General features: G+C 75.1%; 21 protein-coding genes and 1 pseudogene. 12 read left to right on the forward strand and 10 right to left on the reverse strand.

What is annotated here, in order from left to right:
* The first annotated feature begins 1 nt into the window (after position 1).
* The 4 genes from pgi to IE251_RS34730 all read left to right on the forward strand — a co-directional run bounded on the left by pgi (position 2) and on the right by IE251_RS34730 (position 4,657).
* Positions 2–1,654: a glucose-6-phosphate isomerase gene (gene pgi / locus IE251_RS34715; RefSeq protein WP_189756922.1), complete on the forward strand. Its 1,653-nt coding sequence runs from the start codon at positions 2–4 to the stop codon at positions 1,652–1,654.
* 2 nt (positions 1,655–1,656) lie between these two features.
* On the forward strand, positions 1,657–2,535 hold the full coding sequence (gnd, locus tag IE251_RS34720) for a phosphogluconate dehydrogenase (NAD(+)-dependent, decarboxylating) (RefSeq protein ID WP_189756923.1): 879 nt from the start codon (positions 1,657–1,659) through the stop codon (positions 2,533–2,535).
* A 6-nt stretch (positions 2,536–2,541) separates the two neighbouring features.
* On the forward strand, positions 2,542–3,129 hold the full coding sequence (locus IE251_RS34725; protein WP_189756924.1) for a histidine phosphatase family protein: 588 nt from the start codon (positions 2,542–2,544) through the stop codon (positions 3,127–3,129).
* Between the two features lie 64 nt (positions 3,130–3,193).
* A complete protein-coding gene (locus tag IE251_RS34730) occupies positions 3,194–4,657 on the forward strand; it encodes a membrane-associated oxidoreductase (protein WP_189756925.1) in 1,464 nt (487 codons plus the stop codon).
* A 15-nt stretch (positions 4,658–4,672) separates the two neighbouring features.
* Here IE251_RS34730 and IE251_RS34735 read toward each other — a convergent pair whose 3' ends face one another.
* From IE251_RS34735 to wecB, 4 genes are read right to left on the reverse strand one after another with little or no spacing between them, the layout of a single operon-like run.
* Positions 4,673–6,880: a glycosyltransferase gene (locus IE251_RS34735; RefSeq protein ID WP_189756926.1), complete on the reverse strand. Its 2,208-nt coding sequence runs from the start codon at positions 6,878–6,880 to the stop codon at positions 4,673–4,675.
* Positions 6,877–8,694 (reverse strand): hypothetical protein, encoded by a 1,818-nt coding sequence (locus tag IE251_RS34740; protein ID WP_189756927.1) that lies wholly within the window; start codon positions 8,692–8,694, stop codon positions 6,877–6,879. Before IE251_RS34740 ends, IE251_RS34735 begins: the two co-directional genes overlap by 4 nt.
* Positions 8,694–9,341 (reverse strand): class I SAM-dependent methyltransferase, encoded by a 648-nt coding sequence (locus IE251_RS34745; RefSeq protein WP_189756928.1) that lies wholly within the window; start codon positions 9,339–9,341, stop codon positions 8,694–8,696. Before IE251_RS34745 ends, IE251_RS34740 begins: the two co-directional genes overlap by 1 nt.
* Positions 9,334–10,422 carry a non-hydrolyzing UDP-N-acetylglucosamine 2-epimerase gene (gene wecB, locus IE251_RS34750; RefSeq protein ID WP_189756929.1) on the reverse strand — a complete coding sequence of 363 codons (1,089 nt, stop codon included), beginning with the start codon at positions 10,420–10,422 and terminating at the stop codon, positions 9,334–9,336. The genes IE251_RS34745 and wecB overlap by 8 nt, the downstream gene beginning before the upstream one ends.
* A gap of 143 nt (positions 10,423–10,565) precedes the next feature.
* On the opposite strand from wecB, the gene IE251_RS34755 reads away from it, so the two are divergent.
* From IE251_RS34755 to IE251_RS34765, 3 genes are all read left to right on the forward strand, one after another.
* Complete coding sequence (locus IE251_RS34755) at positions 10,566–12,020, forward strand: glycosyltransferase family 4 protein (RefSeq protein ID WP_189756930.1); 1,455 nt, start codon at positions 10,566–10,568, stop codon at positions 12,018–12,020.
* Positions 12,021–12,107: 87 nt separating this feature from the next.
* Positions 12,108–13,388 carry a nucleotide sugar dehydrogenase gene (locus IE251_RS34760; RefSeq protein ID WP_189756945.1) on the forward strand — a complete coding sequence of 427 codons (1,281 nt, stop codon included), beginning with the start codon at positions 12,108–12,110 and terminating at the stop codon, positions 13,386–13,388.
* A 49-nt stretch (positions 13,389–13,437) separates the two neighbouring features.
* Positions 13,438–14,565, forward strand: a complete 1,128-nt coding sequence (locus IE251_RS34765) for a glycosyltransferase (protein ID WP_189756931.1) — start codon at positions 13,438–13,440, stop codon at positions 14,563–14,565.
* A 788-nt stretch (positions 14,566–15,353) separates the two neighbouring features.
* Here the strand turns inward: IE251_RS34765 and IE251_RS34770 are convergent.
* Entirely contained in the window at positions 15,354–15,941 is a 588-nt protein-coding gene (locus IE251_RS34770) for a TetR/AcrR family transcriptional regulator (RefSeq protein WP_189756932.1), read from the reverse strand.
* 119 nt (positions 15,942–16,060) lie between these two features.
* On the opposite strand from IE251_RS34770, the gene IE251_RS34775 reads away from it, so the two are divergent.
* On the forward strand, positions 16,061–16,939 hold the full coding sequence (locus tag IE251_RS34775) for an NAD(P)-dependent oxidoreductase (protein WP_189756933.1): 879 nt from the start codon (positions 16,061–16,063) through the stop codon (positions 16,937–16,939).
* A 39-nt stretch (positions 16,940–16,978) separates the two neighbouring features.
* On the opposite strand, the gene IE251_RS34780 is transcribed toward IE251_RS34775, so the two are convergent.
* Positions 16,979–17,419 carry a PPOX class F420-dependent oxidoreductase gene (locus IE251_RS34780; protein WP_189756934.1) on the reverse strand — a complete coding sequence of 147 codons (441 nt, stop codon included), beginning with the start codon at positions 17,417–17,419 and terminating at the stop codon, positions 16,979–16,981.
* Positions 17,420–17,508: 89 nt separating this feature from the next.
* On the opposite strand from IE251_RS34780, the gene IE251_RS34785 reads away from it, so the two are divergent.
* The 3 genes from IE251_RS34785 (at position 17,509) to IE251_RS34795 (ending at position 20,765) form a co-directional block, all read left to right on the forward strand.
* Positions 17,509–18,090, forward strand: coding sequence for a TetR/AcrR family transcriptional regulator (locus tag IE251_RS34785; RefSeq protein ID WP_189756935.1), 582 nt, complete (start codon positions 17,509–17,511; stop codon positions 18,088–18,090).
* Complete coding sequence (locus tag IE251_RS34790) at positions 18,087–19,436, forward strand: MFS transporter (RefSeq protein ID WP_189756936.1); 1,350 nt, start codon at positions 18,087–18,089, stop codon at positions 19,434–19,436. The genes IE251_RS34785 and IE251_RS34790 overlap by 4 nt, the downstream gene beginning before the upstream one ends.
* A gap of 105 nt (positions 19,437–19,541) precedes the next feature.
* Positions 19,542–20,765 carry a serine hydrolase domain-containing protein gene (locus IE251_RS34795; RefSeq protein ID WP_189756937.1) on the forward strand — a complete coding sequence of 408 codons (1,224 nt, stop codon included), beginning with the start codon at positions 19,542–19,544 and terminating at the stop codon, positions 20,763–20,765.
* A 34-nt stretch (positions 20,766–20,799) separates the two neighbouring features.
* Here the strand turns inward: IE251_RS34795 and IE251_RS34800 are convergent, their stop codons facing one another.
* Positions 20,800–21,945, reverse strand: a complete 1,146-nt coding sequence (locus IE251_RS34800) for an NAD(P)/FAD-dependent oxidoreductase (RefSeq protein ID WP_189756938.1) — start codon at positions 21,943–21,945, stop codon at positions 20,800–20,802.
* Positions 21,946–21,976: 31 nt separating this feature from the next.
* Entirely contained in the window at positions 21,977–22,657 is a 681-nt protein-coding gene (gene ribA, locus IE251_RS34805; protein ID WP_189756939.1) for a GTP cyclohydrolase II, read from the reverse strand.
* A 38-nt stretch (positions 22,658–22,695) separates the two neighbouring features.
* Here ribA and IE251_RS34810 point away from each other — a divergent pair, with 38 nt between their 5' ends.
* Positions 22,696–23,457 carry a creatininase family protein gene (locus tag IE251_RS34810; RefSeq protein WP_189756940.1) on the forward strand — a complete coding sequence of 254 codons (762 nt, stop codon included), beginning with the start codon at positions 22,696–22,698 and terminating at the stop codon, positions 23,455–23,457.
* A 203-nt stretch (positions 23,458–23,660) separates the two neighbouring features.
* Here IE251_RS34810 and IE251_RS41950 read toward each other — a convergent pair.
* Positions 23,661–25,010 (reverse strand): annotated as a pseudogene (locus tag IE251_RS41950) (lysylphosphatidylglycerol synthase transmembrane domain-containing protein); the annotation flags it as partial.
* Positions 25,007–25,972 carry a methyltransferase domain-containing protein gene (locus IE251_RS34820; protein WP_373302090.1) on the reverse strand — a complete coding sequence of 322 codons (966 nt, stop codon included), beginning with the start codon at positions 25,970–25,972 and terminating at the stop codon, positions 25,007–25,009. The gene IE251_RS34820 and the pseudogene IE251_RS41950, both read right to left, overlap by 4 nt.
* Positions 25,973–25,995: the final 23 nt, after the last annotated feature.

Raw genomic sequence — 25,995 nt, forward strand, 5'->3', positions numbered from 1 at the left:
GATGGCAGAGTTCCCGAAGCTCACCCACCGCCCGGAGTGGACGGCCCTCGCCGACCACCGCGCCCAGGGCCGCCCGCATCTGCGGGAGCTGTTCGCGGCGGACCCCGGCCGCGCCGAGCGGTACGTCGTACGGGTCGGTGACCTGTACATCGACTACAGCAAGCACCTGATCACCGACGAGACCCTGGCCCTGCTCCAGGAACTCGCCACCGCCACCGGCGTGTTCGCGCTGCGCGACGCCATGTTCCGCGGCGAGAAGATCAACGTCACGGAGAACCGGGCGGTGCTGCACACCGCGCTGCGCGCCCCGCGGGACGCCGTGATCGAGGTCGACGGCGAGAACGTCGTGCCGAAGGTGCACGCGGTGCTGGACAAGATGGCCGGCTTCGCCGACCGGGTCCGCTCCGGCGAGTGGACCGGACACACCGGCCGGCCGATCCGCAACGTCGTCAACATCGGCATCGGCGGCTCCGACCTCGGCCCCGCGATGGCCTACGAGGCGCTGCGCCCCTACACCGCGCGCGAGTTGACCTTCCGGTTCGTGTCGAACGTGGACGGCGCCGACCTGCACGAGGCGGTCCGCGACCTGGACCCGGCGGAGACGCTGTTCATCGTCGCGTCCAAGACGTTCACGACGATCGAGACGATCACGAACGCCACCTCGGCGCGCACCTGGCTGCTGGACGCCTTCGACGGCGACGAGAAGGCCGTGGCGAAGCACTTCGTGGCGCTGTCGACGAACGCCGGGAAGGTCGCCGACTTCGGCATCGACACGGACAACATGTTCGAGTTCTGGGACTGGGTCGGCGGCCGGTACTCCTACGACTCCGCGATCGGCCTGTCCCTGATGATCGCGATCGGCCCGGACCGGTTCCGGGAGATGCTCGACGGCTTCCACCTGATGGACGAGCACTTCCGCACCGCGCCCGCCGAGGCCAACGCCCCGCTGCTGCTGGGCCTGCTGGGCATCTGGTACGGCAACTTCCACGACGCCCAGTCGCACGCGGTGCTGCCGTACTCGCACTACCTGTCCAAGTTCACCGCCTACCTCCAGCAGCTGGACATGGAGTCCAACGGCAAGTCGGTGCAGCGCGACGGCAAGCCGGTGGACTGGCAGACCGGGCCGGTGGTCTGGGGCACGCCCGGCACCAACGGGCAGCACGCCTACTACCAGTTGATCCACCAGGGCACCAAGCTGATCCCGGCGGACTTCATCGGCTTCGCCGAGCCGGTCGCCGAACTCAGTGCGGAACTCAAGGCCCAGCACGACCTGTTGATGGCCAACTTCTTCGCCCAGACCCAGGCGCTGGCCTTCGGCAAGACCGCCGAGGAGGTCCGCGCGGAGGGCGTCGCCGAGGAACAGGTGGCGCACCGCACCTTCCGCGGCGACCACCCCACCACCACCATCCTGGCCACCGAGCTGACCCCGTCCGTGCTCGGCCAGCTCATCGCGCTCTACGAGCACAAGGTGTTCGTCCAGGGCGCGGTGTGGAACATCGACTCCTTCGACCAGTGGGGCGTGGAGCTCGGCAAGGTCCTCGCCAAGCGCGTCGAACCCGCCCTCACCGAGGGCGCCGACGTCCCCGGTCTCGACCCGTCCAGCACGGCCCTCGTCGCCGCCTACCGCACCCTCAAGAACGCATCGGAGAACTGATCATGCAGCTCGGTCTCATCGGCCTCGGCAAGATGGGCGGCAACATGCGCGAGCGGATCCGCCGCGCCGGCCACACCGTCATCGGCTACGACCGCAACCCGGAGGTCTCCGACGTCAAGAGCCTCGCCGAACTGGTCGAGAAGCTCGACGCGCCCCGCCATGTGTGGGTGATGGTCCCGGCCGGCACCGCCACCCAGACCGTCGTCGACGAACTCGGCGACCTGCTCTCCCCCGGTGACACCGTCATCGACGGCGGCAACTCCCGCTGGACGGACGACGAGAAGCACGCCGCCGCGCTCGGCATCAAGGGCATCGGCTTCGTCGACGCCGGTGTCTCCGGCGGCGTGTGGGGCCTGAAGAACGGCTACGCGCTCATGGTCGGCGGCGAGAAGGAGCACGTGGACCGGCTGCGGCCGATCTTCGACGCGCTCAAGCCGGAGGGCCCGTACGGCTATGTGCACGCGGGCCGGGTCGGCGCCGGGCACTTCTCCAAGATGGTCCACAACGGCATCGAGTACGCCATGATGCAGGCCTACGCCGAGGGCTGGGAGCTGCTGGAGAAGGTGCACTCCGTGGAGAACGTCCGCGAGGTGTTCCGCTCCTGGCAGGAGGGCACGGTCATCCGGTCCTGGCTGCTGGACCTCGCGGTCAACGCCCTCGACGAGGACGAGCACCTCCAGGGCCTGCGCGGCTACGCGGAGGACTCCGGCGAGGGCCGCTGGACGGTGGAGGCGGCCATCGACAACGCCGTGCCGCTGCCCGCGATCACCGCGTCCCTCTTCGCGCGGTTCGCCTCGCGCCAGGACGACTCCCCGCAGATGAAGATGATCGCCGCGCTGCGCAACCAGTTCGGCGGCCACGCGGTCGAGAAGAAGGGCTGACCCGCCGTGGGGGACCTGCTGCTGGTCCGCCACGGTGAGACGGAGTGGAGCAGGTCGGGACAGCACACCAGCTGGACCGACCTGCCGCTGACCGGACAGGGCGAGGAACAGGCCAAGTCCCTCGCCCCGCTCCTCACCGGACGGACCTACGCCCGCGCGCTGTCCAGCCCGCTGAGCCGCGCGCTGCGCACCGCCGAACTGGCCGGCATACCCGGGGTCGAGCCCGACCCCGACCTGCACGAGTGGGACTACGGCGGCTACGAGGGCATCACCACCGTCGAGATCCACCGCACCCGCCCGGACTGGGACCTGTGGACCGACGGCGTCCCGCCCGGCCCCGAGGGGCACCCGGGCGAGTCCCCGGCGCGGATCGGCGCCCGCGCCGACCGGGTCCTGGCCCGTGTGGCGCCGGCGCTGGCCGAGGGGGACGTGGTCCTCGTCGCCCACGCCCACTTCCTGCGCGTCCTCACCGCCCGCCGCCTGGGCCTGCCGCCCGCCGACGGCCGGCTGTTCCAGCTGGCCACGGCCACGGTCAGCCGCCTGTCCACGGAACACGGCCACCCGGTGATCGCGGAGTGGAACGTCCGTCCGTAGCGTGACGGCCGCCGTCGGGGACGGAGATTGACAGCCGGTCCGGTGCCGGGTCACAGTCCGGCTGGTGGAGATCGACAATCTGACGGCGGCCGAGGAGCGGGTGTGGCGGGCGTTCCCGCGCGGGGAGTTCGTGGACTTCCGGGAGACCGCCGACGAGGATCCCGCCGACGCGGCCGGTTGGGGGCCCGAACGGACCGTGCGCGCCGGGGTGTTGCGGGCACTGCTGCTCGACGGGGAGCGCCGGGACGGGGAGATACCGTCGCTGAGCGTGGCGGGCGCCCGGATCACCGGGCGGCTCGATCTGCAGTACGCGACGATCGACCACCCGGTGCGGCTGCGCCACTGCCACTTCGAGGAGGCCCCGCGCTGCTACGCCGCCCGGCTGCGGGAGCTGAACCTCAGCGAGTCCGTGCTGCCCGGCCTGGTCGCCCACGCCGTGCACGTGGACGGGGTGGTGCGGCTGACCCGCGCCCGCTGCCGCGGCACGGTCCGCCTCGGCGGCGCCCGGATCACCGGCAGCCTGTACCTGGAGGGCGCCGAGGTGACCGCGCCCGGCGCCGAGGAGCCGGTGCTCCAGCTCAACCAGGCGGTGCTCGGCGCCGACCTGTGGGCGCCGGGACTGCGCACCCAGGGTCAGATACGCCTCAACGGCGCGAGTGTCGCCGGGTCGTTGAACCTCAACGAGGCCCGGCTCGGCAACCCCGGGCATGCCGCGCTCGACGCGGAGACGCTCACCGTCGAAGGGGACATGCTGGTCCGGGGCGCCGAGGTGCACGGCTGGACGGGCCTGCGCGGCGCCCGGATCGCGGGCCGGCTCGACCTGTCGTACACCCGGCTCGCGCATCCCGACGGTACGGCGCTGCGGGCCGGCAGCTCCACCATCGGGGAGCTGTGGCTGCGCAAGGCCCCGCCCATGGAGGGCGCCCTGAATCTGCGCCGCGCCCAGCTCGACGTCCTGCTGCTGGAACCGGAGTCGGTGCCGGAGACCGTACTGCTCGGCGACCTGACGTACACCTCGCTCGTCCCGCACGAGCCGGCCGAGCGGCGGCTGCCGATGCTCCGGCGTGAGCGCGACGGGTATGTCCCGCACACCTACGAGCAGTTGACGGCCGCCTACCGGCGGGTCGGCGACGATCACGCGGCCCGGCTGGTGCAGCTCGCCAAGCAGCGCCGGCACCGGCACACGCTGCCCTGGTACGGGCGGCTGTGGGGCCTGGTCCAGGACGTCACCGTCGGCTACGGCTTCCGTCCGCTGCGCGCCGCCGGCTGGCTGCTGTCGCTGCTCGCGCTCGGCTCGCTCGCCTTCGCGCTGCACCCTCCGCGTCCGCTGAAGGCGGGCGAGGCGCCGCCGTTCCACCCGGTGTTCTACACGCTCGACCTGCTGCTGCCGGTGATCTCCTTCGGTCAGGACTCCGCGTTCGCGCCGCGCGGCGGGTACCAGGTGCTGGCCTACGTCCTGGTGCTCACCGGGTGGATCCTGGCGACGACCGTGATCGCCGGTGTCACCCGCACGGTCAGCCGCCAGTGAGGGTCGTCCGCGCGGTCAGCCGCCCGTGATCCGGCCGGTGACCAGCAGGTCCGTCCAGGCCGCCGCCACCCGGTCCAGCGCGTAGGCGCGGCGCACCTGGGAGCGGGCCGTCTCGCCGGCCGCCCGCCAGGTCTCCCCGTCGGCGCCGAGCCCGGCGATCGCCTCGGCCATCGCCCGCGGACCGGCGTGGATCCACCGCCGGTCGTAGATCTCGTCGGCGCCGGGCCACGGCAGCAGCGCGGGCACGGCGCCGGAGGCCATGCCCTCGGCCGGGGCGAGGTGGAAGGACTCGTCGTCGCTGGTGGACAGCACATGCCCGACGCGGCGCAGCCAGGTGGGCACATCGGCGCCGAAGTCGTCGAAGACGACGGCCCCTTCGAGCAGCGGGGAGGTCTGGACGCGGCGCAGGATCGCCTCGTAGTGCGCGCGTTCCTCCGGCTTGTTCCAGATCCACCAGTACTCCCACGGCGGCTTGGACTTGACCGACAGCCGCCAGCGCCGGTCCTCGGCCCGCAGCAGTTCCAGCACGTCCAGGCCGAGGTCGAGGCGTTTGCGGCTGGGCGCGATGCCGATCATGCCGAGCCGGAACCGGGCGCCGGGCGCCTTGGGCCGGTCGAGCTGCTCGGCGTCCACCCAGTTGGGCACGGTGACGACCTTCTCCGCGGGCCAGCCGGTCAGTTCCAGGGTGCGGCGGGCGTAGTAGGGGCTGACGCAGACGACCCGGTCGACGGCGTCGATGTCGACCTGGTGCGGCCATTCGGCGTCGAGTTCGAAGCGGTGCAGGCGGATCACCAGCCGGCTGCCGCGCCGTTTGTGGCGGCTGTACCAGACGGCCGCCGGGCCGCACCACTCGACCACCACCACATCGGCCCAGTCGGCGAGGTCGCGGCTGGCGGCCTGGTCGTGCCGGGCCAGCGCGGGCCAGGCGTCCACGCGGACGTCGAGTCCGGGCAGGGCGCGGAAGTGGTCCAGCAGCCGGGTGAGGAACTTCAGGTCGTGGCCGGCGACGCCGACCCGCAGCGGGCGGGAGCGGTGGGCGACGGCGGGGGGCGCGGGCGGGAAGACCCGGTCGAGGTGGGCGCGCCAGCGTCCGGCGGCGGCCGTCAGGGTGTACCGGCTCGCGGCGGCACGGCAGCGGCCGGCCGCGAGCCGGCGGGCCTCGGGGTCGCGGGCGGCGCGGGCCACGGCCTCGGCGGCGTCCTCGGGCTCGGCCCGGCCGGGGACGTAGAGGGGGTAGTCGGGGCCCAGCAGGGTCTCGTGCGCGGGCGTGCGGTTGAGCACGACGGGCAGGCCGAGGGCACCGAACTCCAGTACCTTCGTGGACAGTTCGAGGCTGGCGTCGAGCCGGGGGTCGCGCCAGCCGAGGCCGAGGTCGCAGCCGGCGGCGATGCGCATGGCCTCCTCGCGGGGCCGGCCGCCGTGGTGCCGGACGCCGGGGGCCGAGCCGTGCAGGGCCCGGTACATGGCCTCGTGGAACTCGGGGTGGCCGGGGTCCTCGTGGATCTTGTCGCCGACGGTGTGGAGTTCGGCCCGGATGCCCCGCTCGGCCAGCAGGGCGGGCAGCCGGGTCATGGGCAGGGTGTTCCACAGCGGGGCGAACTTGCCGGTGTAGACGAGCCGCAGCGGATCGTGGGGCCGCTCGTGGTCCGGCACCGGGAAGCCGGGTTCCGGCACGGCGGGCGGGCAGAGCACGCTGCGGCCGCAGGCCTGGGGCACCCAGGTCTCCAGGAAGCAGCGCAGTTCCTCGGTCTGGCACAGGAGCAGCCGGGAGGCGGCGGCGATGCGGCCGAGTTCGGTGCGGGCCCGCTCGGTCATCGCGGCGGCGGACTGCGGGATGTCGGTGAGGTAGGCCCAGATCCGCCCGCCGAAGTGGCCGTCGGCGACGACCTGGCCGACGATGCGGCGTCCGCGCAGCACGATCAGGTCGCAGGGCTCGTCCCGGTCGAGCCGGGTGAGCAGCCGCGAGGCCTGCACCGGGGACAGCGGCCGGCCGGCCTGTCCGGGGACGAGGCGCTCCTCGGCGGGCCTGATCACGCTGACCCCGGGCAGGGCGGCCAGCGGATCGGTCAGCCGGCCGGTGTGCACCGGCGACTTGAGCACCAGCCGGGTCTCGCACCCGGCCAGGGACAGCGCCTGCACGGTCGACTGGGCCCAGACGGCGGAGCCGTCGATGAGGTTGAGGTCCACGTCGCCGTAGACCAGGGCCCGGATCACTCGGCTCATGACGGTTCCTTCCCGCGCACGGCGAACAGTCGGTGGCCCCGGCCGCACCAGCTCGCGGGCGGGGCGCCCGAGAGGTGCAGGGACCGGCGGACCAGCAGCGGCCGGCGCAGCTCGGGGACGAAGGTGTAGTCGGCGCCGCCCGCCGCGTGGCCGAGCGCGTCGGCGCCCGAGTACTCCTGGGCGCACATCAGGTCCAGCAGCAGGGTGTCCGGGCGGTCCCCGGTGAGGTCGGTCCAGTCGGCGACCCAGGCCGCGGTGGGCGGCCCGGTGCGCACTTCCACGCCCGCGGCGTCGAGTTCTTCCAGGCCGGCCGGGTCGGGCACGACCACCTCGGCGGGGCGGTGCTGCTGGCCCAGCACCTGGGCGACGAGCCGGGCCACCTCGTGCCGGTCGCGGGGGGCGGCGAGGACCGCGACCCGGCGTCCGGTCAGCGGGTCGGGCGCGCCGACCAGCCGGGCCAGCTCGGCCAGCCGGACCCGGGTGCTGTCCCACAGGAACGCCTCCCGCAGCCGCTCGCGGGCGTCCGCGCCCGCGTCCAGCCGGGACAGCCGTACCCCGGTGTCGGCGTCCAGCACGGCGTCCCAGGCCAGCTGGGCGAGGCCGGGCGCGGCGGACGCCGGGGCGTCCCGCCACAGCACGGCCGGCCGGCCCAGGGCGCGTGCCTCGGTGAGCAGCACGGCCAGTCGCCGGTCGAGGTCGGGGGCCGTGCCGGTGCCGGTGAGTGCCCAGGGGCCGTGTCCGGTGCAGGCGCTGAGCTGGACCACGACCGCGTCGGGGTCGGTGCGCCGGACGAGCGGGGGGCCGTCGTGCGGGAGCGGCCGGTTGACCACGGCGTCCGCCGCGAAGTCCTCGGCGGTCTCGTCGGTGAGCACTCCGGTGATCACCAGCCGGTCGCGGGGGGTGGCGGCGAACGCCCGGTGGACGAGGTGGAGGCGGTCGTCGGCGGCGGCCGGCGCGGTGCGGGCGGCGGCGGGCCGGGCGGCGGGCGCGGCCTTGCGCGCGGAGCGCGTCCGCCACAGCCCGTACAGCTCGCGGGGCAGTCCGGGCATCTCGCGCCGGGGCGCGCGGGCCGCCGACACCAGGGCCCGGCCCACCTTCAGGGAGGTGGAGCCCTCCAGCATGTGCACCCGGGCCTGGAGCACCTGGACCCGGTCGCGGGCCTGGCGCAGGGCGGAGGCCAGCTGCTCCTTCTCCCGTACGGTGGCGGCCAGCCGGTCGGCGAGCCCGTCCTCGCGGACGGCGTCCCGGGCGCGTTCGGCCTCCTCGGCCCGGCGTTCCAGGTCCTGGTGGCGGGCGCGCAGGGTGCGGGCGGCGAGGTCGGCGAGGACGTACTCGTCGGCCGTCCGCAGGGTGGTGGCGAAGCCGGCGGAGGGCACCGGGCGGCCGAACCAGTCGTGCGGGGGCAGGAGTTCGTCGGCCGCGAGGCGGGCGAACACCGCGCCGGCATGCAGGTGGACGTAGTCGAGCGGGGCGGCGCGCAGCACCTGGCAGCGCTGGGCCACCAGGTCGTCCAGCAGCCGGTGGTAGGGGGGTTCGGGTCCGGGGTGGCCGAACAGCAGCAGGCCGCGGGCGCCGGGCCGCAGGCGGCGCAGTGCGGCGAGCAGGGCCTCCTCGGTGCCGTGCACGGTGGGGTCGGGCCCGTACGACAGGAGCACCAGGTCGCCCTCGCGAAGGGCGCGCCGTCCGTCGTCGCGGCGCAGGGTGACGCCGTCGGGCAGGTGGAGGTAGGGGGCGAGGCCGAGGCCCCGGCCGGTGGCGTCGACGACCGTGGTGACGCCGTCCAGGTGCGGGTGGAGCAGATCGGTCAGGCGCATCAGCGGATCCTCGTGAAGACGTGGAAGCCGGTCTCGGTCTCGCGGAAGCCGTAGGGCCGGAACTCGGTGTGGCGCAGGCCGAGGGGTTCGAGGGCGGCGCGGTAGCCGTCGGTGGGCCGGTGCCGGATCCGGCCGTCGCGGGCGCGGGGTACGGGCGTGTCCGCGTCGGTGACGATCAGCCGGCCGGTGAGGCGCACCAGGGAGGCCAGGTTGCGCAGGGCCGCCGCCCACTCGGTGTCGTCCGGCAGGTGGAACAGCACGTCGACGCAGAGCACGATGTCGTACGGCCACGGGCTGCGCCACTCGTCGAGCCGGGCCCGGGCGTAGCGGGGGCCGTCGCCCGCGGCGCGGGCCCGGTCGATCGCCTCCTGGCTGGCGTCGATGGCGTCCACGCGGTGGCCGCAGCGGTCCAGGGCGCGGGCGAAGTACCCGGTGCCGCAGCCGGCGTCGAGCACGAACAGCGGGGCGGCCGGGGAGTGCAGGTCGCCGACGAGGGTGAGCAGGGTGCCGAGCCGGAGGGCGTAGAACAGTTCGTTGCCGGGCCGGTCCAGGTCCGGGTGGCCGCCGGCGGCCAGTTCGTCCCGGTCGCGGTGGCGGGCGTCCCAGTGGTCGAGGGGGGCGTCGGGGTCGAGGGCGGCGTCAGTCATGGTGCTCCAGCCACTGGGTGATCAGGCGGGCTATCCGGGGGCCGGCCTTGCCGTCCCACAGCGGCGGTCCCTCCGCGGGCGCGGCCGGGGCGCCGTCGAGTGCCTTGCACAGGGCGGGGACCAGTTCGCCGGAACCGACGAGGCGGTTGGTGCCGTGGGTGACGGTGACGGGGCGTTCGGTGGTGGTGCGCAGCGTCAGACAGGGCACGCCGAGCACGGTGGTCTCCTCCTGCACCCCACCGGAGTCGGTGATCACGGCGGCGGCGCCGCGCACCAGGCTCATGAACTCGACGTAGCCGAGGGGTTCGAGGAGGTGCACGCCGGGCGCGCCGTCCAGACCGGCGGCGCGCAGCGCGTCCCGGCCGCGCGGGTGCAGCGGGACGGCGAGGTCGAGGTGGCGGGCCGCCTCGGTGAGCGCGCCGGCGGCGGCGCGGGCGGCTGCGGGGTCGTCGACGTTGGCGGGGCGGTGCAGGGTGACGACGCCGTAGCGCTCGGGCAGGTGGTGCGCGGCGCGGGCGGCGGCCGGGTCGAACAGGTCCAGGTGGGTGAGCAGGGTGTCGATCATCGGGTTGCCGACGAAGTGCACCCGGGCCGGGTCGGCGCCCTCGCGGGCGAGGTGGCCGACGGCCTCCGGGCTGGTGGCGAACAGCAGCCCGGCGAGCTGGTCGACCAGGCGCCGGTTGACCTCCTCCGGCATCGCCATGTCGAAGCTGCGCAGCCCGGCCTCGACATGGGCGACCGGCACACCCAGCTTGGCGGCGGCCAGGGCGGCGGCCAGCGTGGAGTTGACGTCGCCGTAGACCACGACGAGGGCCGGGGCGCGGGCGGTCAGCTCGGCCTCCAGCGCCACCAGCAGGTCGGCGGTCTGCCCGGCGTGGCTGCCGGAGCCCACGCCGAGGTCGGTGTCCGGCCGGGGCAGTCCCAGTTGCCGGAAGAACACCTCCGACATCCGGGCGTCGTAGTGCTGTCCGGTGTGCACCAGGGTCTGGTCGCAGCCGGCCGACCGGAGCGCGGCGACGACCGGGGCCGCCTTCACGAAGTTGGGCCGGGTACCGACCACATGGAGTACTGGGCCGTTCATGACGCCGTTCATGTCCTCGCCTTCCGCGGGCGGTCGAACAAGGGGCAGCACACGGGGAGACGAGGGGAGTGTCGTGCCCTGGCCGGCGCCGGCGCGTGGTCGCGTCCGAGGCGCCGCGCGCCGCGTCGGCCTACCGTGGCGGCATGTCCCGTCGTGTCCCCCGCGCTGTCAGTCTGGCCGCATCCGTGGCCTGGGGCGAGTTGCGCCAGGACCCCGCGCGGGCCGCGCTGCTGGGGCTGCGGCTGCTGCCGGCGCGGCTGCGGCGCCGGGTGCGGCCGGTGGAGCGGTGGCTGGGCGGCCGGGCCCGGCCGGCCGGACCGGGCGCGCTGCCGTCCGCCGTTCGGGTGAGCGCGCCCGCCGGGCGGCCGGTGCGGCCGGTGCCCGGCCGGGTGCTGCATCTGGTGACCAACTCGCTGCCGTACGCCCACGCCGGCTACACCGTGCGCACCCAGAAGCTCGCCGAGGCGCAGCGGGCCGCCGGGCTCGATCCGCATGTGGTGACCCGGATCGGGTTCCCGGTGGCGCGGGGGGTGCTGGACGCCGGTGCGCTCCAGCTGGTGGGCGGGGTGCCGCAGCACCGGCTGCTGCCCTGGTGGCTGCCGTACGGGCAGGGCCCGGCGCTGGCCCGCAACGCCGAGCTGGCGGGGCGGCTGGTGGAGCGGCTGCGGCCGGCCGTGCTGCACGCGGCCACCGACCACGGCAACGGGCGGGTGGCCCTGGCCCTGCGCGAGGTGTACGGCCTGCCGGTGGTCTACGAGGTGCGGGGCTTCCTGGAGGAGACCTGGCTGAGCCAGGACCCGGCGCGCACCGCCGCGGACCCGGTCTACCGGGGGCGGCGGGAGCTGGAGACGGACTGCATGCGCCGGGCCGATCTGGTGCTGACGCTGGGGGCGGCGATGAAGGCCGAGATCGTGGCGCGCGGGGTGCCCGAGGAGCGGGTGCTGCTCGTGCCGAACGCCGTGGACGCGGTGTTCCTGGGGCCGCCGCCGGACGGGGCCGCGGTGCGGGCCCGGCTCGGGATCGCCCCGGACGCGTTCGTGGTGGGCACGGTCGGCAGCCTCACCCCGCACGAGGGGATCGGCACATTGCTCCATGCGGGTGTACTGCTGCGGCGGCGCGGGGTGCCGCTGCGGCTGCTGATCGTCGGGGACGGCCCGGAGCGGACACGGCTGGAGCGGCTGGCCGCCCGGCTGGGCCTGGCCGACGACGGCACCGCCGTGTTCACCGGCCGGGTGCCGCACGGCCAAGTCCGGGACTTCCACGCGGTGTTGGACGTGTTCGCGGTGCCGCGCACCGATGCCCGGGTGTGCCGTCTGGTGACCCCGCTCAAGCCGGTCGAGGCGATGGCGGGCGGGCTTCCCGTGCTCGCCAGCGATCTCCCCGCGCTGCGGGAACTTGTCGAACACGAGGTGAACGGACGGCTGATTCCCGCTGAATCGCCACAGGCTTGGGCGGATGAACTCGAAAGGGTGCTTTACAGTCATAAGCGACGGCTCGAATGGGGAGCCGCCGCCCGCGCGAGGGTCGCGCGGGAACGCACCTGGGACCGGGTCGCCGCGACGACCCGCGAGGCGTATCGCTCGCTGGGCTGTCTCTGAAGGCCCCGCGAACCCCCCCCCACCAGTGCAGCCGCGAAGGCCGGGTGAATCCCTATGCAGGTCGAACGGACCCCCTCGCTCGGGGACATGGAAGCGCCGCCGCCGTACGGAGAGGTGGAACTCGCCGTCATCGGGCTCGGCTACGTCGGACTGCCGCTGGCCCGCGAGGCGGCCTCGGTCGGCCTGCGCGTGGTGGGCCTGGACCGTGACCCGCGGGTCGTCGCCGGGCTCAACTCCGGCCGCTCGCACGTCGGTGACGTCTCCGACGACGAGGTGTGCCGGATGCGGGCGGCCGGTTTCACCGCCACCCGCGACGACGCCTGTCTGGCGGGCGCGCAGACCGTGGTGATCTGCGTGCCGACCCCGCTCGGCGAGGACGGCGGGCCCGATCTGGGCGCGGTCGTCTCGGCCACCCGCGCGGTGGCCGGCCGGCTGCGCCCCGGGCAGCTGGTGGTGCTGGAGTCGACCACGTACCCGGGCACCACCGAGGAGGTCGTACGGCCGCTGCTGGAGGAGTCCGGACTGCGGGCCGGCGAGGACTTCGCCCTCGCCTTCTCGCCCGAACGGATCGATCCCGGCAACACCCAGCACGGACTGCGCGACACCCCGAAGGTGGTCGGCGGCTGCACCCCGGCGTGCGCGCTGCGCGCGGTCGCCTTCTACGCCAAGTTCGTGAACATGGTGGTCCAGGCGAAGGGCACCCGCGAGGCCGAGATGGCCAAGCTGCTGGAGAACACCTACCGGCACGTGAACATCGCTCTGGTCAACGAACTGGCGATCATCAGCCGTGAGTTGCGCGTGGACGTGTGGGACGCGATCCGCTGCGCGGGCACCAAGCCCTTCGGCTTCCAGGCCTTCCGGCCGAGCCCCGGGGTGGGCGGGCACTGCATCCCGATCGACCCCAACTACCTGTCGTACAAGGTGCGTTCGTCACTGGGGTACGACTTCCGGTTCGTCGGGCTGGCCCAGGAGATCAACCGGCGGATGCCGGAGTACGTGGTGCGCCGCGCCCAGGACCTGCTCAACTCCGCCGGCCGCCCGCTGCACGGCTCCCGGGTGCTGCTGCTCGGCGTCACCTACAAGCCGGACGTGGCCGACCTGCGCGAGACCCCGGCGGAGCCGGTGGCCCGGCTGCTGCGGGAACGTCAGGCCGACGTCGCCTTCCACGACCCGCAGGTGCCGCTGTGGTCGGTGGACGGGGTGGAGGTGCCCCGCGTGGGCGATCTGACGGCCGCGCTGCGCGAGTACGACCTGACGATCCTGCTCCAGGACCACTCCGCCTACGATCTGCCGGCCCTCGCGGACACCGCGCGGCTGCTGTTCGACACCCGCGGGCGGATCAGCAGGCCCGGTGTCGAAGTGCTCTAGGGCCTGTCGTCGAACTCCGTGCGTTCTCGGGGAGTCGGAAGGCACTGCCATGCGGATACTCGTCGTCACCGTCGTCCACCATCCCGAGGACGCGCGCATACTGCACCGGCAGATCGCCGCGCTGCGCGAGCGCGGCCACGAGGTGGTGTACGCGGCGCCCTACGCGGCCCGCGGCGCCCGGCCCCGGCCGTACGTCGAGGGCGTGGACCTGCCCCGGGCGGCCGGCCGGGACCGGGGCGCCGCGCTGCGCTCGGCCCGGGCGCTGCTGGCCGAACGCGGCCCGGCGGCGGACGTGATACTGCTGCACGATCCGGAGCTGCTGCTCGCCCTGCCCGGCACCCTGCGCCGGCTGCGCCGGGCCGGGGCGGTGCCGGTCATCGTGTGGGACGTGCACGAGGACACGGCGGCGGCCCTGGCGATGAAGGGCTGGGTGCCCCGGCCGCTGCGTCCCCCGCTGCGCGCGGCGGTGCGGGCGGCCGAGCGGCTGGCCGAGCGCCGGGTGCGGCTGCTGCTCGCCGAGGACGCCTACCAGGACCGGTTCCGGCGCCACCACCCCGTCGTCCCCAACCTCGCCACCCCGCCGCCCGGCACTCCCCCGCCGCCGGGTGACGACCGGGTGGTCTACCTGGGCCAGCTGTCCCGGGCCCGTGGCGCGCTCGAACTGATCGCCCTGGCGCGGCTGCTGGCCCCGGCCGTGCGGGTCGAGGCGATCGGCACGGCGGATCCCGACGTGCGGGACGCACTCGCGGCCGCCGACCGGGAGGGGGTGCTGCGCTGGTACGGCTTCCTGCCCAACGACCGCGCGCTGGCCCGGCTGTCCGGCGCCCTGGCCGGCCTGTCCCTGCTGCACGACCAGCCCAACTACCGGCACTCGCGGCCCACCAAGGTCGTGGAGTACATGGCCCACGGCGTGCCCGTGGTCACCACCCCGACCCCGCTGGCGGCGGAGCTGGTCGAACGGCACGGCTGCGGGCTGGTGGTCCCCTACCGGGACCCGCCGGCGGCGGCGACCGCGATACGACGACTGGCCGCCGACCACGGCCTACGGCTGCGCGCCGCCCACCAGGGCCGGCAGGCCGCCGTGTCCGAACTCCACTGGCGCCCCCGTGCGGCCGACTTCGTGGACCTGCTGGAACTGTGGGTCAAGGAGGAGACGGCCGGCGCGGGCGGCTCCTGAGCACGACGCCGGGGGCGTGCGGCGGCGGGCCGGGGGGCGGGTCGGACGGCAGCCCTGGCCGGGGGCACAACGGCCACGCGTCGAGCAGCGCATCGAGCGGCAGGCCCAGCCAGGACCGTACGGCGGTACACCGAACACGGGCCGGATGAGGGCGTACGACGGCACCCCGAACACCGGGGCCGGCCGACGGGCGGGTGGCCGCGCGCCGAGCGGCGAATCCGGTCAGGGGCACAGCCCCGCGCTGGACAACAGGCTCGACCAAGGCGTGCGGCGGCACACCGAGCGGCAAGCCCGGCCAGGAGCGGCACGCCGAACAGCGGCCCGGTCGAGGACTTCCGGCCGCGTGTCGGACAGCAAGCCCGGTCGAGAGCGCAGCCCCGCACAGCAAGGCCGCCCCACAGGAACGTGCGGCGGCACCCCGAACACCGAGCCCGGCCGACGGGCGGGTGGCCGCGCGCCGAGCGGCGAACCCGGTCAGGGGCACAGCCCCGCGCTGGACAACAGGCTCGACCAAGGCGTGCGGCGGCACACCCAGCGGCAAGCCCGGCCAGGAGCGGCACGCCGAACAGCGGCCCGGTCGAGGACTTCCGGCCGCGTGTCGGACAGCAAGCCCGGTCGAGAGCGCAGACCTGCACAGCGAGCCGGCCCCGCCAGGAACGTGCGGCGACGCGCCGAACACCGAGCCCGGCACAACGTACGGCCGCGCGTCGAGCGATGAAGTCGGCCAGGAGGCGCAGCCCCGCACAGTCGGCCGCGGCACGGCCAGAGGCGTGTGGCGGCGCATCCGGTCAGGCGCGTGCGGCGTCCAGCAGGGGGCCGAGTTCTCGTACGGCGGTGGTGAGGGGGGCGGTGTCCTGTTCGGCGCGGGCCAGGAGGATCGCGCCCTCCAGGGTGCTGATCATCAAGGTGGCCAGCGACTCCGCGCGGCCGGCGGGCACGCCCAGGTCGGTCAGGGCCGCGGCGAGCGGCGCGCGCCAGGCCGTGAACGCGGCGGCCGCCGCCCGGCGGGTCGCGTCGGCCGAGGCCGCACGGTCGACCGTGGCGGCGGCGACCGGGCAGCCCGCCGCGAAGCCGTCCGCCGCGTACTCGTCGGTCCACTGCGCGGCCATCGCCGCGAAGAGTCCGCTCGGCGTCGGCTCGTCCAGCCCCGCCAGGAAGCGGGCGATCCGCTTGCCCGCGTACCTGCCGGCCCACTGGACCGCCTCGTTGACCAACTGTTCCTTGCCGCCCGGGAAGTAGTGCTGGAGGGAACCGCGCGGGGCGCCGGCGTGCGCGGCGACCTCGCGCATGCCGGTCGCGGCGACCCCCTGCCGCCGGATGAGCTGGGCCGCGCTGAAGACCATCCGCTCCCGCGGTCCGGGCCGCGCCTCGGTCATGCGTCGCCTCCGTTTCCTCCCCCCTCGGCTTCCTCCGTCCCCAGCCTATGACCGCCGTCATAACCGGCGCTACTATGACCAGTGTCATAAGCCGCGCGCGGCGCGAAGGGCGGCCGGTCATGAACGTCGGATTCATCGGTCTCGGAGTGATGGGCGGGCCCATGGCCCTGCGCCTGGCGCACGCCGGTACCCCGCTGGTGGTCTGGAACCGGACCCCGCACCGGGCGGAGCCGCTGCGCGCGGCCGGCGCCGAGGTCGCGGCGGACGCCGCCGAGGTGTTCGCGCGGGCCGGGGTGGTGCTGCTGATGCTCGCCGACGAGGCCGCGGTGGACGCGGTCCTCGGCCGGGGCACACCGGAGCTGGCCGCGCGCGTCGCGGGGCGCGTCATCGTGCACATGGGCACGACCGCCCCGGAGTACTCCCGCGCGCTGGAGGCGGACATCCGCGCGGCGGGCGGCCGGTACGCGGAGGCGCCGGTCTCCGGGTCCCGGGTGCCGGCGGAGCAGGGGCGGCTGGTCGCGATGCTCGCCGGCGAGGAGGACGCCGTGGCCGCCGTACGGCCGCTGCTCGCGCCGATGTGCCGGGAGACCTTCGGGTGCGGCGCGGTACCGGGCGCGCTGCTGATGAAGCTGTCGGTGAACCTGTTCCTGATCACCCAGGTGACCGGGCTGGCCGAGGCGTTCCACTTCGCCGAGCGGCAGGGGCTGGACCGCCGGCTGTTCCTGGAGGTCCTGGACGCGGGCCCGATGGCCAGCGCGGTGTCCCGGATGAAGGCGCCCAAGCTGCGCGAGCGGGACTTCTCGGTGCAGGCGGCGGCGCTGGACGTGCTGAAGAACAACCGGCTGATCGCCGACGCGGCCCGGGACGCCCGCCTCGCCTCACCGCTCCTGGACGTGTGTCACGCCCTGTTCCGGGAGACGGTGGCCCGGGGCCACGGCGGGGAGGACATGGTGGCCGTCCTGCGCGCGATCGAGGCACGGACGGCCGAGGCTCCGTAGCCGGACGGCCGGGCCGTCGTACCCCGTCGCCCGCCCGGGTCAGCCCTTGCGCGGGATGCCGTACGCGCGCTCGACGTGCAGCCGCAGTACCAGGCGGCGGTCGCGGACCATGGCGGACCGGAAGTCGTCCCAGTCCGGGTGCTCGCCGAGGACGTCGCGGTAGAGCCGTTCCAGTTCCGCCACGGTGTCGTCGCCCGGGTCGGCGGCGACCGGGGTCAGCTCGGCGGTGCCCTCGGCGACGGTGTACGCCCAGCGGTCGGCGCTGGTGACGTGGTACGAGGCGCGTGGGTCACGGCGCAGGTTGCGGGTCTTGGCCCGGTCGTCGGTGATCGAGACCCGGATGATCCGCTCGTCGGGGTAGTAGGCGTGGCTGACGTTGGACAGCTGGGGGCGGCCGTCGCGCCGGAGGGTGACCAGTACGCCGCCGTGGCCTTCGGAGAGCAGTCCGAGCAGCGCCTCTTGCGTGGGGTCTTGAGTCATACCCCGGTCAACCCGTCCCGGCGCTCCTCGCATTCCCGGTCACACCGAGTGAGTAGACACTGTCTACGCGCGGCTGGTAGACAGTGCCCATGACCGAGTCCGACACCAGCCTGCGCGACCGTCTCGTGGACGCCGGCGTGGAACTGCTGGCCGCCGAGGGCCTCCAGGCGCTGACCCTGCGGGAGATCGCCCGGCGCACCGGCGTCTCGCACGGCGCGCCGCGCCGCTACTTCCCCACCCACCTGGAGCTGCTGTCCGCCATCGCCCGGCGGGGCTTCGCCGACCTGGCCGAGCGGGCGCGGCAGGCGCTGGACCGGGAGACCGGCGGGGCCCGCGCCCGGGTGGCCGCGCTGGCCGGGGCGTATTTGGAGTTCGCGCTGGAGCAGCCCGGCATGTACGAGCTGATGTTCCGTCATGACCTGCTGGAGAGCGGCCGGCTGGGGCTGCGGGAGACGAGCCTGCCGCTGTTCTCGCTGCTCACCGGCCTGATCGCCGCGGCCGACCCGGGCGCCGACGCCCCGCGCGTGGCGGGTGTCCTGTGGGCCAACCTGCACGGGCTGGCCCAGCTGTGGCGCTGGCGGAGCCTGCAACTCGCCACCGGCGAGGAGGACTTGGCCGCCCTGCTGGAGACGGTCCTGGTCGCGCATCTGGGTCCCGGCGGTGGCCGGTGAACCGGCCCTGGGCGCTGGCGAGCAGTGTCGCGGGCGCGGTGGTCGTCGCGCTGGACGGTACGGCCCTCACGGTCGCCCAGCCCAGCCTGCAACGGGACTTGAGCGCCTCGTTCACGCAGGTGCAGTGGACCAGCACCGCCTATCTCGTCGCGGTGGCGAGCCTGCTGGTGTTCGCGGGGCGGCTCGGCGACCGGTACGGGCAGTGGCGCGTCTTCGGGCTCGGGATGCTCGGCTTCGGGGCCGCGTCGGCGGGCATCGCGGTCGCGCCCGGGGTGGGCTGGGTGATCGTACTGCGGGCGGTGCAGGGGGTGTTCGGGGCGCTGGCGCAGCCGGCCACGCTGGGCATGCTGCGGGCCGCGTATCCGCCGGACCGGCTGGCGTCGCCGCTGGCGGTGCGGACGGCCGCGATCGGGCTGGCGGCGGCCGCGGGGCCCCTGGTGGGCGGGGCGCTGGTGACCGGACTGGGGTGGCGGGCGGTGTTCCTGGTCAATGTGGTGCCCGCGCTCGTCTTCGGGCTGCCCGCCCTGGCCCGCCGGGACCGGCGCTCGTCGCCCGCGCGGACCCCGCTGGACCTGCCCGGGGCCGCGCTGCTCGCGGTGACGTTGGCCTGTCTGGTGTACGCGGTCACGGCCCGGCCGGTCTCCGGCGCGGGGCTCGCCGCGGCCGCGCTGACGGCCGTCGTCCTGGTCCGGCACGAGCGGCGCGCGGCGAGCCCGCTGCTGCCGCCTGAGCTGCTCGGCGCGCGAACGGCCGGGGCCGCGCTCGGCATCCTGGTGGCCGTCTCCGCGTCCCTGTTCGGCACCCTGTTCATCGCCACGTACGTGCTCCAGCGCCGGCTCGGTCTGGACGCGTTCCACAGCGCGCTGCGCAGTCTGCCGCTGGCGGTGCTGATGGTGCTGTCGGCGGCGCTGTGCCCCGCGGCGCTGCGCCGGTGGGGTGCGCGCCGGGTGACGACGGCGGCCGCGGCGGCCCTCGCGCTCGGGATCCTGCTGCTGTCCCGGACCACCGCCCCGGCCGGGCTCGGCCTCGCCTTCGCCCTGCTCGGCGCGGGCTTCGGCACGGTGATGGTGGCGGCCACGCAGGTGGTCGTGCGTGCGGCGGAGGTGCGGACGGCCGGGGTGGCGGGCGGAGTGCAGCAGACCGCGCTGAACGTCGGCCCCGCCGTGGGCGTGGCGGCGGCGGCCGCGCTGCTCGGCACGGGCACCCGGGCCGCGCTGCTCGCCCTGGCGGCGGTGGCCGCCCTCGCCCTGCCCGTGGCCCGCCTGCTGCCGGGACCGGCCGCCGCCGCGTCGCGCACCCCCACCCCGCACACCCCTGTCCCGGCCGGTGATCCTGAGCGACGATGAGAGGCGGGACGGACGAGTCGGAACGGACGAGCCGGGACCGACGCGACGGCAACGATTGGACGGCACGGACGAGTCGGGACGGGCGGACGCGACCGGAGGAGAGCGATGGGACGGCTGCGACAGGACGTCGACCCCGTGGAGGCGGGACTGGACCCCGGGGCCCTCGGCCGGCTGGACGGGCACTTCGCCCGGTACGTCGACGAGGGGCGGCTGCCCGGCTTCCTGGTGGCGGTGGCCCGTGGCGGCCGCATCGCCCACCTGACCACGTACGGGCTGCGGGACGTGGCGGCCGGGCGGCCCGTGGAGCCGGACACGCTGTGGCGGATCTACTCGATGACCAAGCCGGTCACCGCCGTGGCGGTGCTGCTGCTGGTCCAGGACGGCCTGCTGTCCCTGGACGACCCGCTGGACCGCCATCTGCCCGACTTCGCCGAGCCCCGGGTGTACGCGGGCGGCTCGGGCGACGACGTACGCACCCGCCCGGCCGACGGCCCCATCCTGATCCGGCATCTGCTCACCCACACCGCGGGCCTGACCTTCGGCTTCTACCACCGCCACCCCGTGGACGCGCTCTACCGCGCGGCGGGCCTGGAGTACTCGGTGCCGCCGGGCAAGGACCTCGCGGAGACCGTCGCACTGTACGCCCGGCTGCCGTTGCAGTCCGATCCGGGCACCCAGTGGAACTACTCGGTCGCCTCCAATGTGCTCGGCCGGGTGATCGAGGTGGTCTCCGGGCAGCCGCTGGACGCGTTCTTCGCCGACCGGATCCTGGGCCCGCTCGGCATGACCGACACCGGCTTCCACCTCGGCCCCGGACAGGCCGGCCGACTGGCCGAGTTGTACGGCGAGACCGACGAGGGCGGGATCGATCCGGTGCCGGGGCTGCCGGTGCACGGCCGTCCGCGCTTCCTGTCGGGCAGCGGCGGCCTGGTCTCCTCCGCCCACGACTACCACCGGTTCATGGAGATGCTGCGCCGGGGCGGCGAGCTGGACGGCGTACGGCTGCTGGCCCCGGACCCGCACGCCCTGATGACCCGCAACCAGTTGCCCGGCGGGGCCACCCTCCGCTCCTTCGGCGCCCCGGTCCACCGGGAACCGGGCATGGACGGGCTCGGCTTCGGCTTCAACGTCTCCGTCGTCACCGACCCCGCCCGCACCCTGGCCCCGTCCCGCCTCGGGACCTACGGCTGGACCGGCGTGGCCGGCACCGCGTTCTGGGTCGACCCCTCCCACGACCTGACCGTGCAGTTCCTCACCCAGGTGCGCCCGAAGAACCTGAAGATCTTCCCCGAGCTGCGCCGCCTCGTGCACGAGGCGGTGACCGGCTGAACGCGCCGCCGACCGGACGACCGCCGGCCCGGGGTCACACCAGGTTGGCCTCCGGGCGCGGGGCGTCGGCCGCGAACCGCCCGGCGCTCAGGGGGCCGACGTCCAGGAAGGGGGCGCGCCCGAGGTAGAGGTCGCGGACCACCTCGCCGACGGCGGGCCCCTGGAGGAAGCCGTGACCGGAGAAACCGGTGGCGTACAGGAACCTGGACACCGTCGGGGCCTCGCCGATCAGGGCGTTGTGGTCGGGGGTGTTCTCGTACAGGCCCGCCCAGCCGCCGGTGTGGGGCAGGTCCAGCAGGGCGGGCGCGCGCCGGGCCATCGCCTCGGTGAGCCGGGGGAGCCAGCGGTCGTGGGTGCCGGTGGCGAACCCGGGCCGCTCGTCCGGGTCGGACATGCCGAGCAGCAGGCCGGGGCCCTCCCGGTGGAAGTAGAGGCTGGTGGTGAAGTCGATGGTCATGGGCAGCGTGGCCGGCGGCCCCGGCACCGGCCCGGTGACGGCGATCTGCCGGCGCAGCGGCCGTACCGGGAGGTCCACGCCCGCCATCGCGCCGACCGCCCGCGACCAGGCGCCGGCCGCGCAGACCACCGTGTCGGTGGCGATCGGGCCGAGGGTGGTGCGGACCCCGGTGACGGTGTCGCCGCGCAGGTCGATGCCGGTGACCTCGGTGTGGCGCAGGACGCGCACGCCGAGGGCGCGGGCGGCGCGCGCGTAGCCGTGGACGACGGCCTCGGGGGTGCAGTGGCCGTCGTCCGGGGAGTACGCGGCTGCCAGCAGGCCGTCGGTGGTGATCAGCGGGGAGAGGCGGCGGGCCTCCCGCGGGGTGATCAGGCGGCTGGGCACCCCGAGGGAGTTCTGCAGCCGGACGCCCGCCTCGAAGGAGGCCACCTGCTCCGGGGTGGAGAGCAGGAACAGATAGCCGACCCGGTGCAGCCCGATGTCCTGCCCGACCTCCTGCTCGAAGCGGCCGAACGCCTCCAGGCTGCGCGCGCCGAGCCGGATGTTCAGCTCGTCGGAGAACTGCGCGCGCACCCCGCCGGCCGCCTTGGAGGTGGAGCCGGCGGCGAGTTCGTCCCGTTCCACCAGGACGATGTCCCGTACTCCGGCGCGGGCGAGGTGCCAGGCGATGCTCGTGCCGATCACCCCGCCGCCGACGACGACCACCCGGGCCCGGAGCCTCATCGCTGTCTCCCTCCTCCTCGCCGTCGCCGCGTCAGGAGCCGTGGGCGGCGGCGTCCAGATGGGGCAGGTGGTGGTCCATCCGCTCCCGCTTGGTGCGCAGATACGTGATGTTGCTCTCGCACGGCTCGATCAGCAACGGCACCTGCTCGGCCACCCGGACGCCGTGCCGCACCAGCGCCTCCCGCTTGCGCGGGTTGTTAGACAGCAGCCGTACCGAGCGCACCCCGAGGTCGCGCAGGATGCCGGCGGCCACGCCGTAGTCGCGGGCGTCGACCGGCAGGCCCAGCGCGAGGTTCGCCTCCACCGTGTCCAGTCCCTCGGCCTGCAGGGCCATCGCGCGCAGCTTGGCGAGCAGCCCGATGCCGCGGCCCTCGTGGCCGCGCAAGTAGACGACGACACCGCTGCCTTCGGCGACGACCGCGCGCAGCGCCGCCGCGAGCTGGTCGCCGCACTCGCAGTGCCGGGAGCCGAACGCGTCCCCGGTCAGGCACTCCGAGTGCAGCCGGGTCAGTACGTCGTCGGTGGCGATCTCGCCGTACACCAGGGCGACTTGTTCGTCACCGCGGTCGTGGTCCAGGTAACCGATGGCCCGGAATTTCCCGTACCCGGTGGGCAGCGGCGCGCTCGCTACGCGTTCGACGCCGGAACGCCCGGAAAACAGCGGGGAGTTCTTGCCGAGCACGCCGATGCCGGAGCCGGTGTTTTCTGTCATGATCTGATTCCTCAGCAGAGACGAAAGGCCGTGAAAAGATGAGTGGTTCGGGTGCGCGGGAGAACGGCCGGGGCCCGGCGGCGGAGCACGGCGTGCTGCCGGCGGACACCACCGAGGACGCGCGGGCGCGGGACGCCCGGGTCGCCGTCCTTCCCGTGGGGAGCTTCGAGCAGCACGGTCCGTACCTTCCGCTGGCCACGGACACGCTGGTCGCCTGCGCCGTGGCGCGGGAGATCGCCGCCGCGTGCCCGGTGCGCCTCCTTCCCCCGGTGACGGTCTCCTGCTCGCACGAGCACGCTTCCTGGCCGGGGACCGTCAGCATCTCCGCGGTGACGTTGCACGCGGTGGTCTCGGACATCGCGGCGTCGCTGCGCCGTACGGGCGTGGCCGCGCTGGTCGTGGTCAACGGGCACGGCGGCAACTACGTACTGGGCAACGTCGTCCAGGAGGCCTCCGCGCGGGGCGAGCGGATGGCGCTGTTCCCGGCCGCGGAGGACTGGGAGACGGCGCGGGAACGGGCCGGGGTGGTCACCTCGCTGCTCACCGACATGCACGCGGGGGAAATCGAGACGTCCATTCTGCTGCACGTTCACCCCGAATTCGTCCGTCCTGGCCACGAGTCCGCCGATTTCACCGCCGACGACCGCCGTCATCTGCTCACCCTGGGAATGTCCGCCTATACCGAATCGGGTGTCATCGGCCGTCCTTCCCTGGGTTCGGCGGACAAGGGAAAGAAACTGCTGGCGAGCCTGGCGGAATCCTTCGGCCCGTATTTCGGGCTGCTCACCGCCGCGGAATAGCCGGTGGGGCCCCGGCGGCCGGGACCCATGGGGGCGGCCCCGGCCGTCGGGGAGTCGTCGGGGGCCGTGGCCCTGGTGCGTACGGTCGCCGGCCGGCGCCGCAACGGGAGTGGTCGTGGGAGGGGGAGCAGGACGGCGGCGCCGGGCAGGCTCGCCACGAGGCCGAGGACGCCGTAGACGACGGCGACCGCCATCCCGCGGTCCGCGCCGAGCCCCGCCGCGCCGAACGCCCACGCGGTGACGCCCTCGCGGGGGCCGAAACCGCCGACGTTCAGCGGCAGTCCCATGGCCAGCAGGGCCAGCACGGCGAGCGGCAGCAGCACCGGCACCGGGGCGGTCGAACCTGCGACGCGGGCCGCCACGGCGAACAGGGCCAGATGCCCGGCCAGTACGACCACGGAGGACAGCGCGATACCGGGTCCGCCCCGCCGCGACGCCAGCCCCCGGCGGACCTCGCCGAGGCGCCGGCGCGGGGCACCGTCCCGGCGGGCCGGCGGGCGGTTCAGCCGGACGGCGAGCACGACGGCGAGCACGCCGGCGGCGGCGAGCCCGGCCACCGGCGCACCGGCCCGGACCCCGGCGCGCACCGGGGACGGCAGGGTCGCCAGCAGCACCGCGCCGGTCACGGCCAGCGCCAGCTGGCCGGCGACCCGCTCCAGTACGACCGCCGTCACCGCGCGCCGGACGTCACCGGCGCCGCGCCCGTGCCGTACCGCCCGGTGCACATCGCCCAGGACACCGCCCGGCAGGACCGCGTTCAGGAACAGCGCGCGGTAGTAGTCGGCGACCGCGGGACCGAGCGGCAGCCGCAGCCCCAGCCCGGCCGCCACCAACTGCCAGCGCCACGCGCTGCACACGGTGGTGACCACGCCGACCCCCACCGCGAGGAGCACCGTCCGGCCGTCGATCCGCCCCAGCCCGTCGAGCAGCGGACCGGTGCCGAGCCGCCACAGCAGAACACCGAGCATGCCGGCACCGACCAGCACACCGAGACGCCTGCGCAGGCCGACGCGGCCGTGCGGACGGGCCGAGGTGGCCGGTTCCGGGGGCGGGGGGCCCGGGTCCGCCGGCGACACGGGGGTACGTACCGGACTCGCCGGGGCCGTGGGCGCGCAGGTGCCGGTGGGCGGGCGGCCGGGCGTCGTCGGGTCCGCCGCCGTCCGGGTCGTGGACGCGTACGTACCGGTGGGCAGGCAACCGGGCTCCGCCGGGCCTGCTGCCACCCGCGTCGCAGGTGCGTACGTACCGGTGGGCAGGTGACCGGGCTCCGCCGGAACCGATGCCACCTCGGCCGTGGACGTGTACGTACTGGAGGACGGGCGGCCGGGCTCCGCCGGGCCTGCTGCCACCCGCGCCGCGGGTGCGTACGCACCGGTGGGCAGGCGGCCGGGCTCCGCAGGAACCGATGCCACCTGGGTCTTGGGCGCGTGCGTGCCGGTGGGCGGGTGGCGGGGCTCCGTCAGGCCCGGTGCCGTCGGGGTCGTACGCGGGTGCGTGCCGGTGTCCATGGGGCGGGGTGTCGTCAGGTCCTGTGCCGTCGGTCTCGTGGTCATGCGGGGCCGCCGCCCTTCGGTCGGGGCAGGGCCAGCAGGTCGGTGTGGTGGACCGTGACGCGCAGTGCGCCGGCGGCGCAGGCGGCGAGCCGGGCGGTCAGGTAGCGCTCGGCGGGGCCGCGCAGTTCCGGCCGCTGCTCCACCGCCGCCCCGACCCAGCCGCGCAGCCACTGCTCGGTCAGCGCGGCCTCCTCGGGGCCGAGCCGCCACGGGCTCGGGTGCGGGCGGACGGTCGCGCCACGCTCGGCGAACGCCTCGCGGGCCACGGTGACCGCGTCCGGGCCGAGCAGTCCGGCGCGCCGCTGGTGGGCGTTGAACGCCTCGGTGATCGCGGTGTCCAGCGGGTCGGCCGGGGTGAGTTGGACGCGCCCGGCGACGGAGAGGGTGAGCAGGGCCGGGCAGCCGGCGCCCGCGCAGGCGTCCGCGAGGGTCTCGACCTCGGCCCGGGTGAGGACGTCCAGCAGCGCGGACGCGGTCACCAGTGAGGCGCCGGTGAGCGCCTCGGGGGTGAGCCGGGCGACGTCACCGCGCCGGGTCTCCACGGTGACGGGGCTGCCGTCGGCGGCGGCGCGCGGGGCGGCCATGGCGGCGAAGCGCAGCAGGCCGGGGTCACGGTCGTGCAGGATCCAGTGCTGGGCGCCGGGCAGGCGGGGCGCGAGCCAGCGGCCCATCGAGCCGGTGCCGCAGCCCAGGTCGTGCACGACCAGAGGGCTTTCGGTCCGGCCGGCCGGCCGGATCCGCAGCGGGCCGAGCAACTCCCGCGCGCGGGCCGCCGCGTCGGCGCCCTCCCGCAGCCGCAGCCACTCGGGCGCGTACCGCGGCGGCTCCTCACCACCCGCACCCCGCAGCCGTACGACGCCCCGGTCCCCCGCCCCCCTTACGGGCCCGGCACCGGCGACGACCCCATCGGCGGCCGTCCCCCTCCCGGCACCGCAACCCGGCACCCCGCCCTCCTCCCCCACGACAGCGCCCCGCAGCCGTACCG

Source organism: Streptomyces eurythermus (assembly GCF_014649115.1).
Classification (GTDB): Bacteria; Actinomycetota; Actinomycetes; order Streptomycetales; family Streptomycetaceae; genus Streptomyces; species Streptomyces eurythermus.

Bases quoted from the DNA above. Each gene is read 5' to 3' on its own strand.
- pgi (WP_189756922.1), top strand. From the start codon at position 2: ATGGCAGAGTTCCCGAAGCTCACCCACCGCCCGGAGTGGACGGCCCTC.
- gnd (WP_189756923.1), top strand. From the start codon at position 1,657: ATGCAGCTCGGTCTCATCGGCCTCGGCAAGATGGGCGGCAACATGCGC.
- IE251_RS34735 (WP_189756926.1), bottom strand. From the start codon at position 6,880: ATGAGCCGAGTGATCCGGGCCCTGGTCTACGGCGACGTGGACCTCAAC.
- IE251_RS34740 (WP_189756927.1), bottom strand. From the start codon at position 8,694: ATGCGCCTGACCGATCTGCTCCACCCGCACCTGGACGGCGTCACCACG.
- IE251_RS34745 (WP_189756928.1), bottom strand. From the start codon at position 9,341: ATGACTGACGCCGCCCTCGACCCCGACGCCCCCCTCGACCACTGGGAC.
- wecB (WP_189756929.1), bottom strand. From the start codon at position 10,422: ATGAACGGCCCAGTACTCCATGTGGTCGGTACCCGGCCCAACTTCGTG.
- IE251_RS34755 (WP_189756930.1), top strand. From the start codon at position 10,566: ATGTCCCGTCGTGTCCCCCGCGCTGTCAGTCTGGCCGCATCCGTGGCC.
- IE251_RS34760 (WP_189756945.1), top strand. From the start codon at position 12,108: ATGGAAGCGCCGCCGCCGTACGGAGAGGTGGAACTCGCCGTCATCGGG.
- IE251_RS34765 (WP_189756931.1), top strand. From the start codon at position 13,438: ATGCGGATACTCGTCGTCACCGTCGTCCACCATCCCGAGGACGCGCGC.
- IE251_RS34770 (WP_189756932.1), bottom strand. From the start codon at position 15,941: ATGACCGAGGCGCGGCCCGGACCGCGGGAGCGGATGGTCTTCAGCGCG.
- IE251_RS34775 (WP_189756933.1), top strand. From the start codon at position 16,061: ATGAACGTCGGATTCATCGGTCTCGGAGTGATGGGCGGGCCCATGGCC.
- IE251_RS34780 (WP_189756934.1), bottom strand. From the start codon at position 17,419: ATGACTCAAGACCCCACGCAAGAGGCGCTGCTCGGACTGCTCTCCGAA.
- IE251_RS34785 (WP_189756935.1), top strand. From the start codon at position 17,509: ATGACCGAGTCCGACACCAGCCTGCGCGACCGTCTCGTGGACGCCGGC.
- IE251_RS34795 (WP_189756937.1), top strand. From the start codon at position 19,542: ATGGGACGGCTGCGACAGGACGTCGACCCCGTGGAGGCGGGACTGGAC.
- IE251_RS34800 (WP_189756938.1), bottom strand. From the start codon at position 21,945: ATGAGGCTCCGGGCCCGGGTGGTCGTCGTCGGCGGCGGGGTGATCGGC.
- ribA (WP_189756939.1), bottom strand. From the start codon at position 22,657: ATGACAGAAAACACCGGCTCCGGCATCGGCGTGCTCGGCAAGAACTCC.
- IE251_RS34810 (WP_189756940.1), top strand. From the start codon at position 22,696: ATGAGTGGTTCGGGTGCGCGGGAGAACGGCCGGGGCCCGGCGGCGGAG.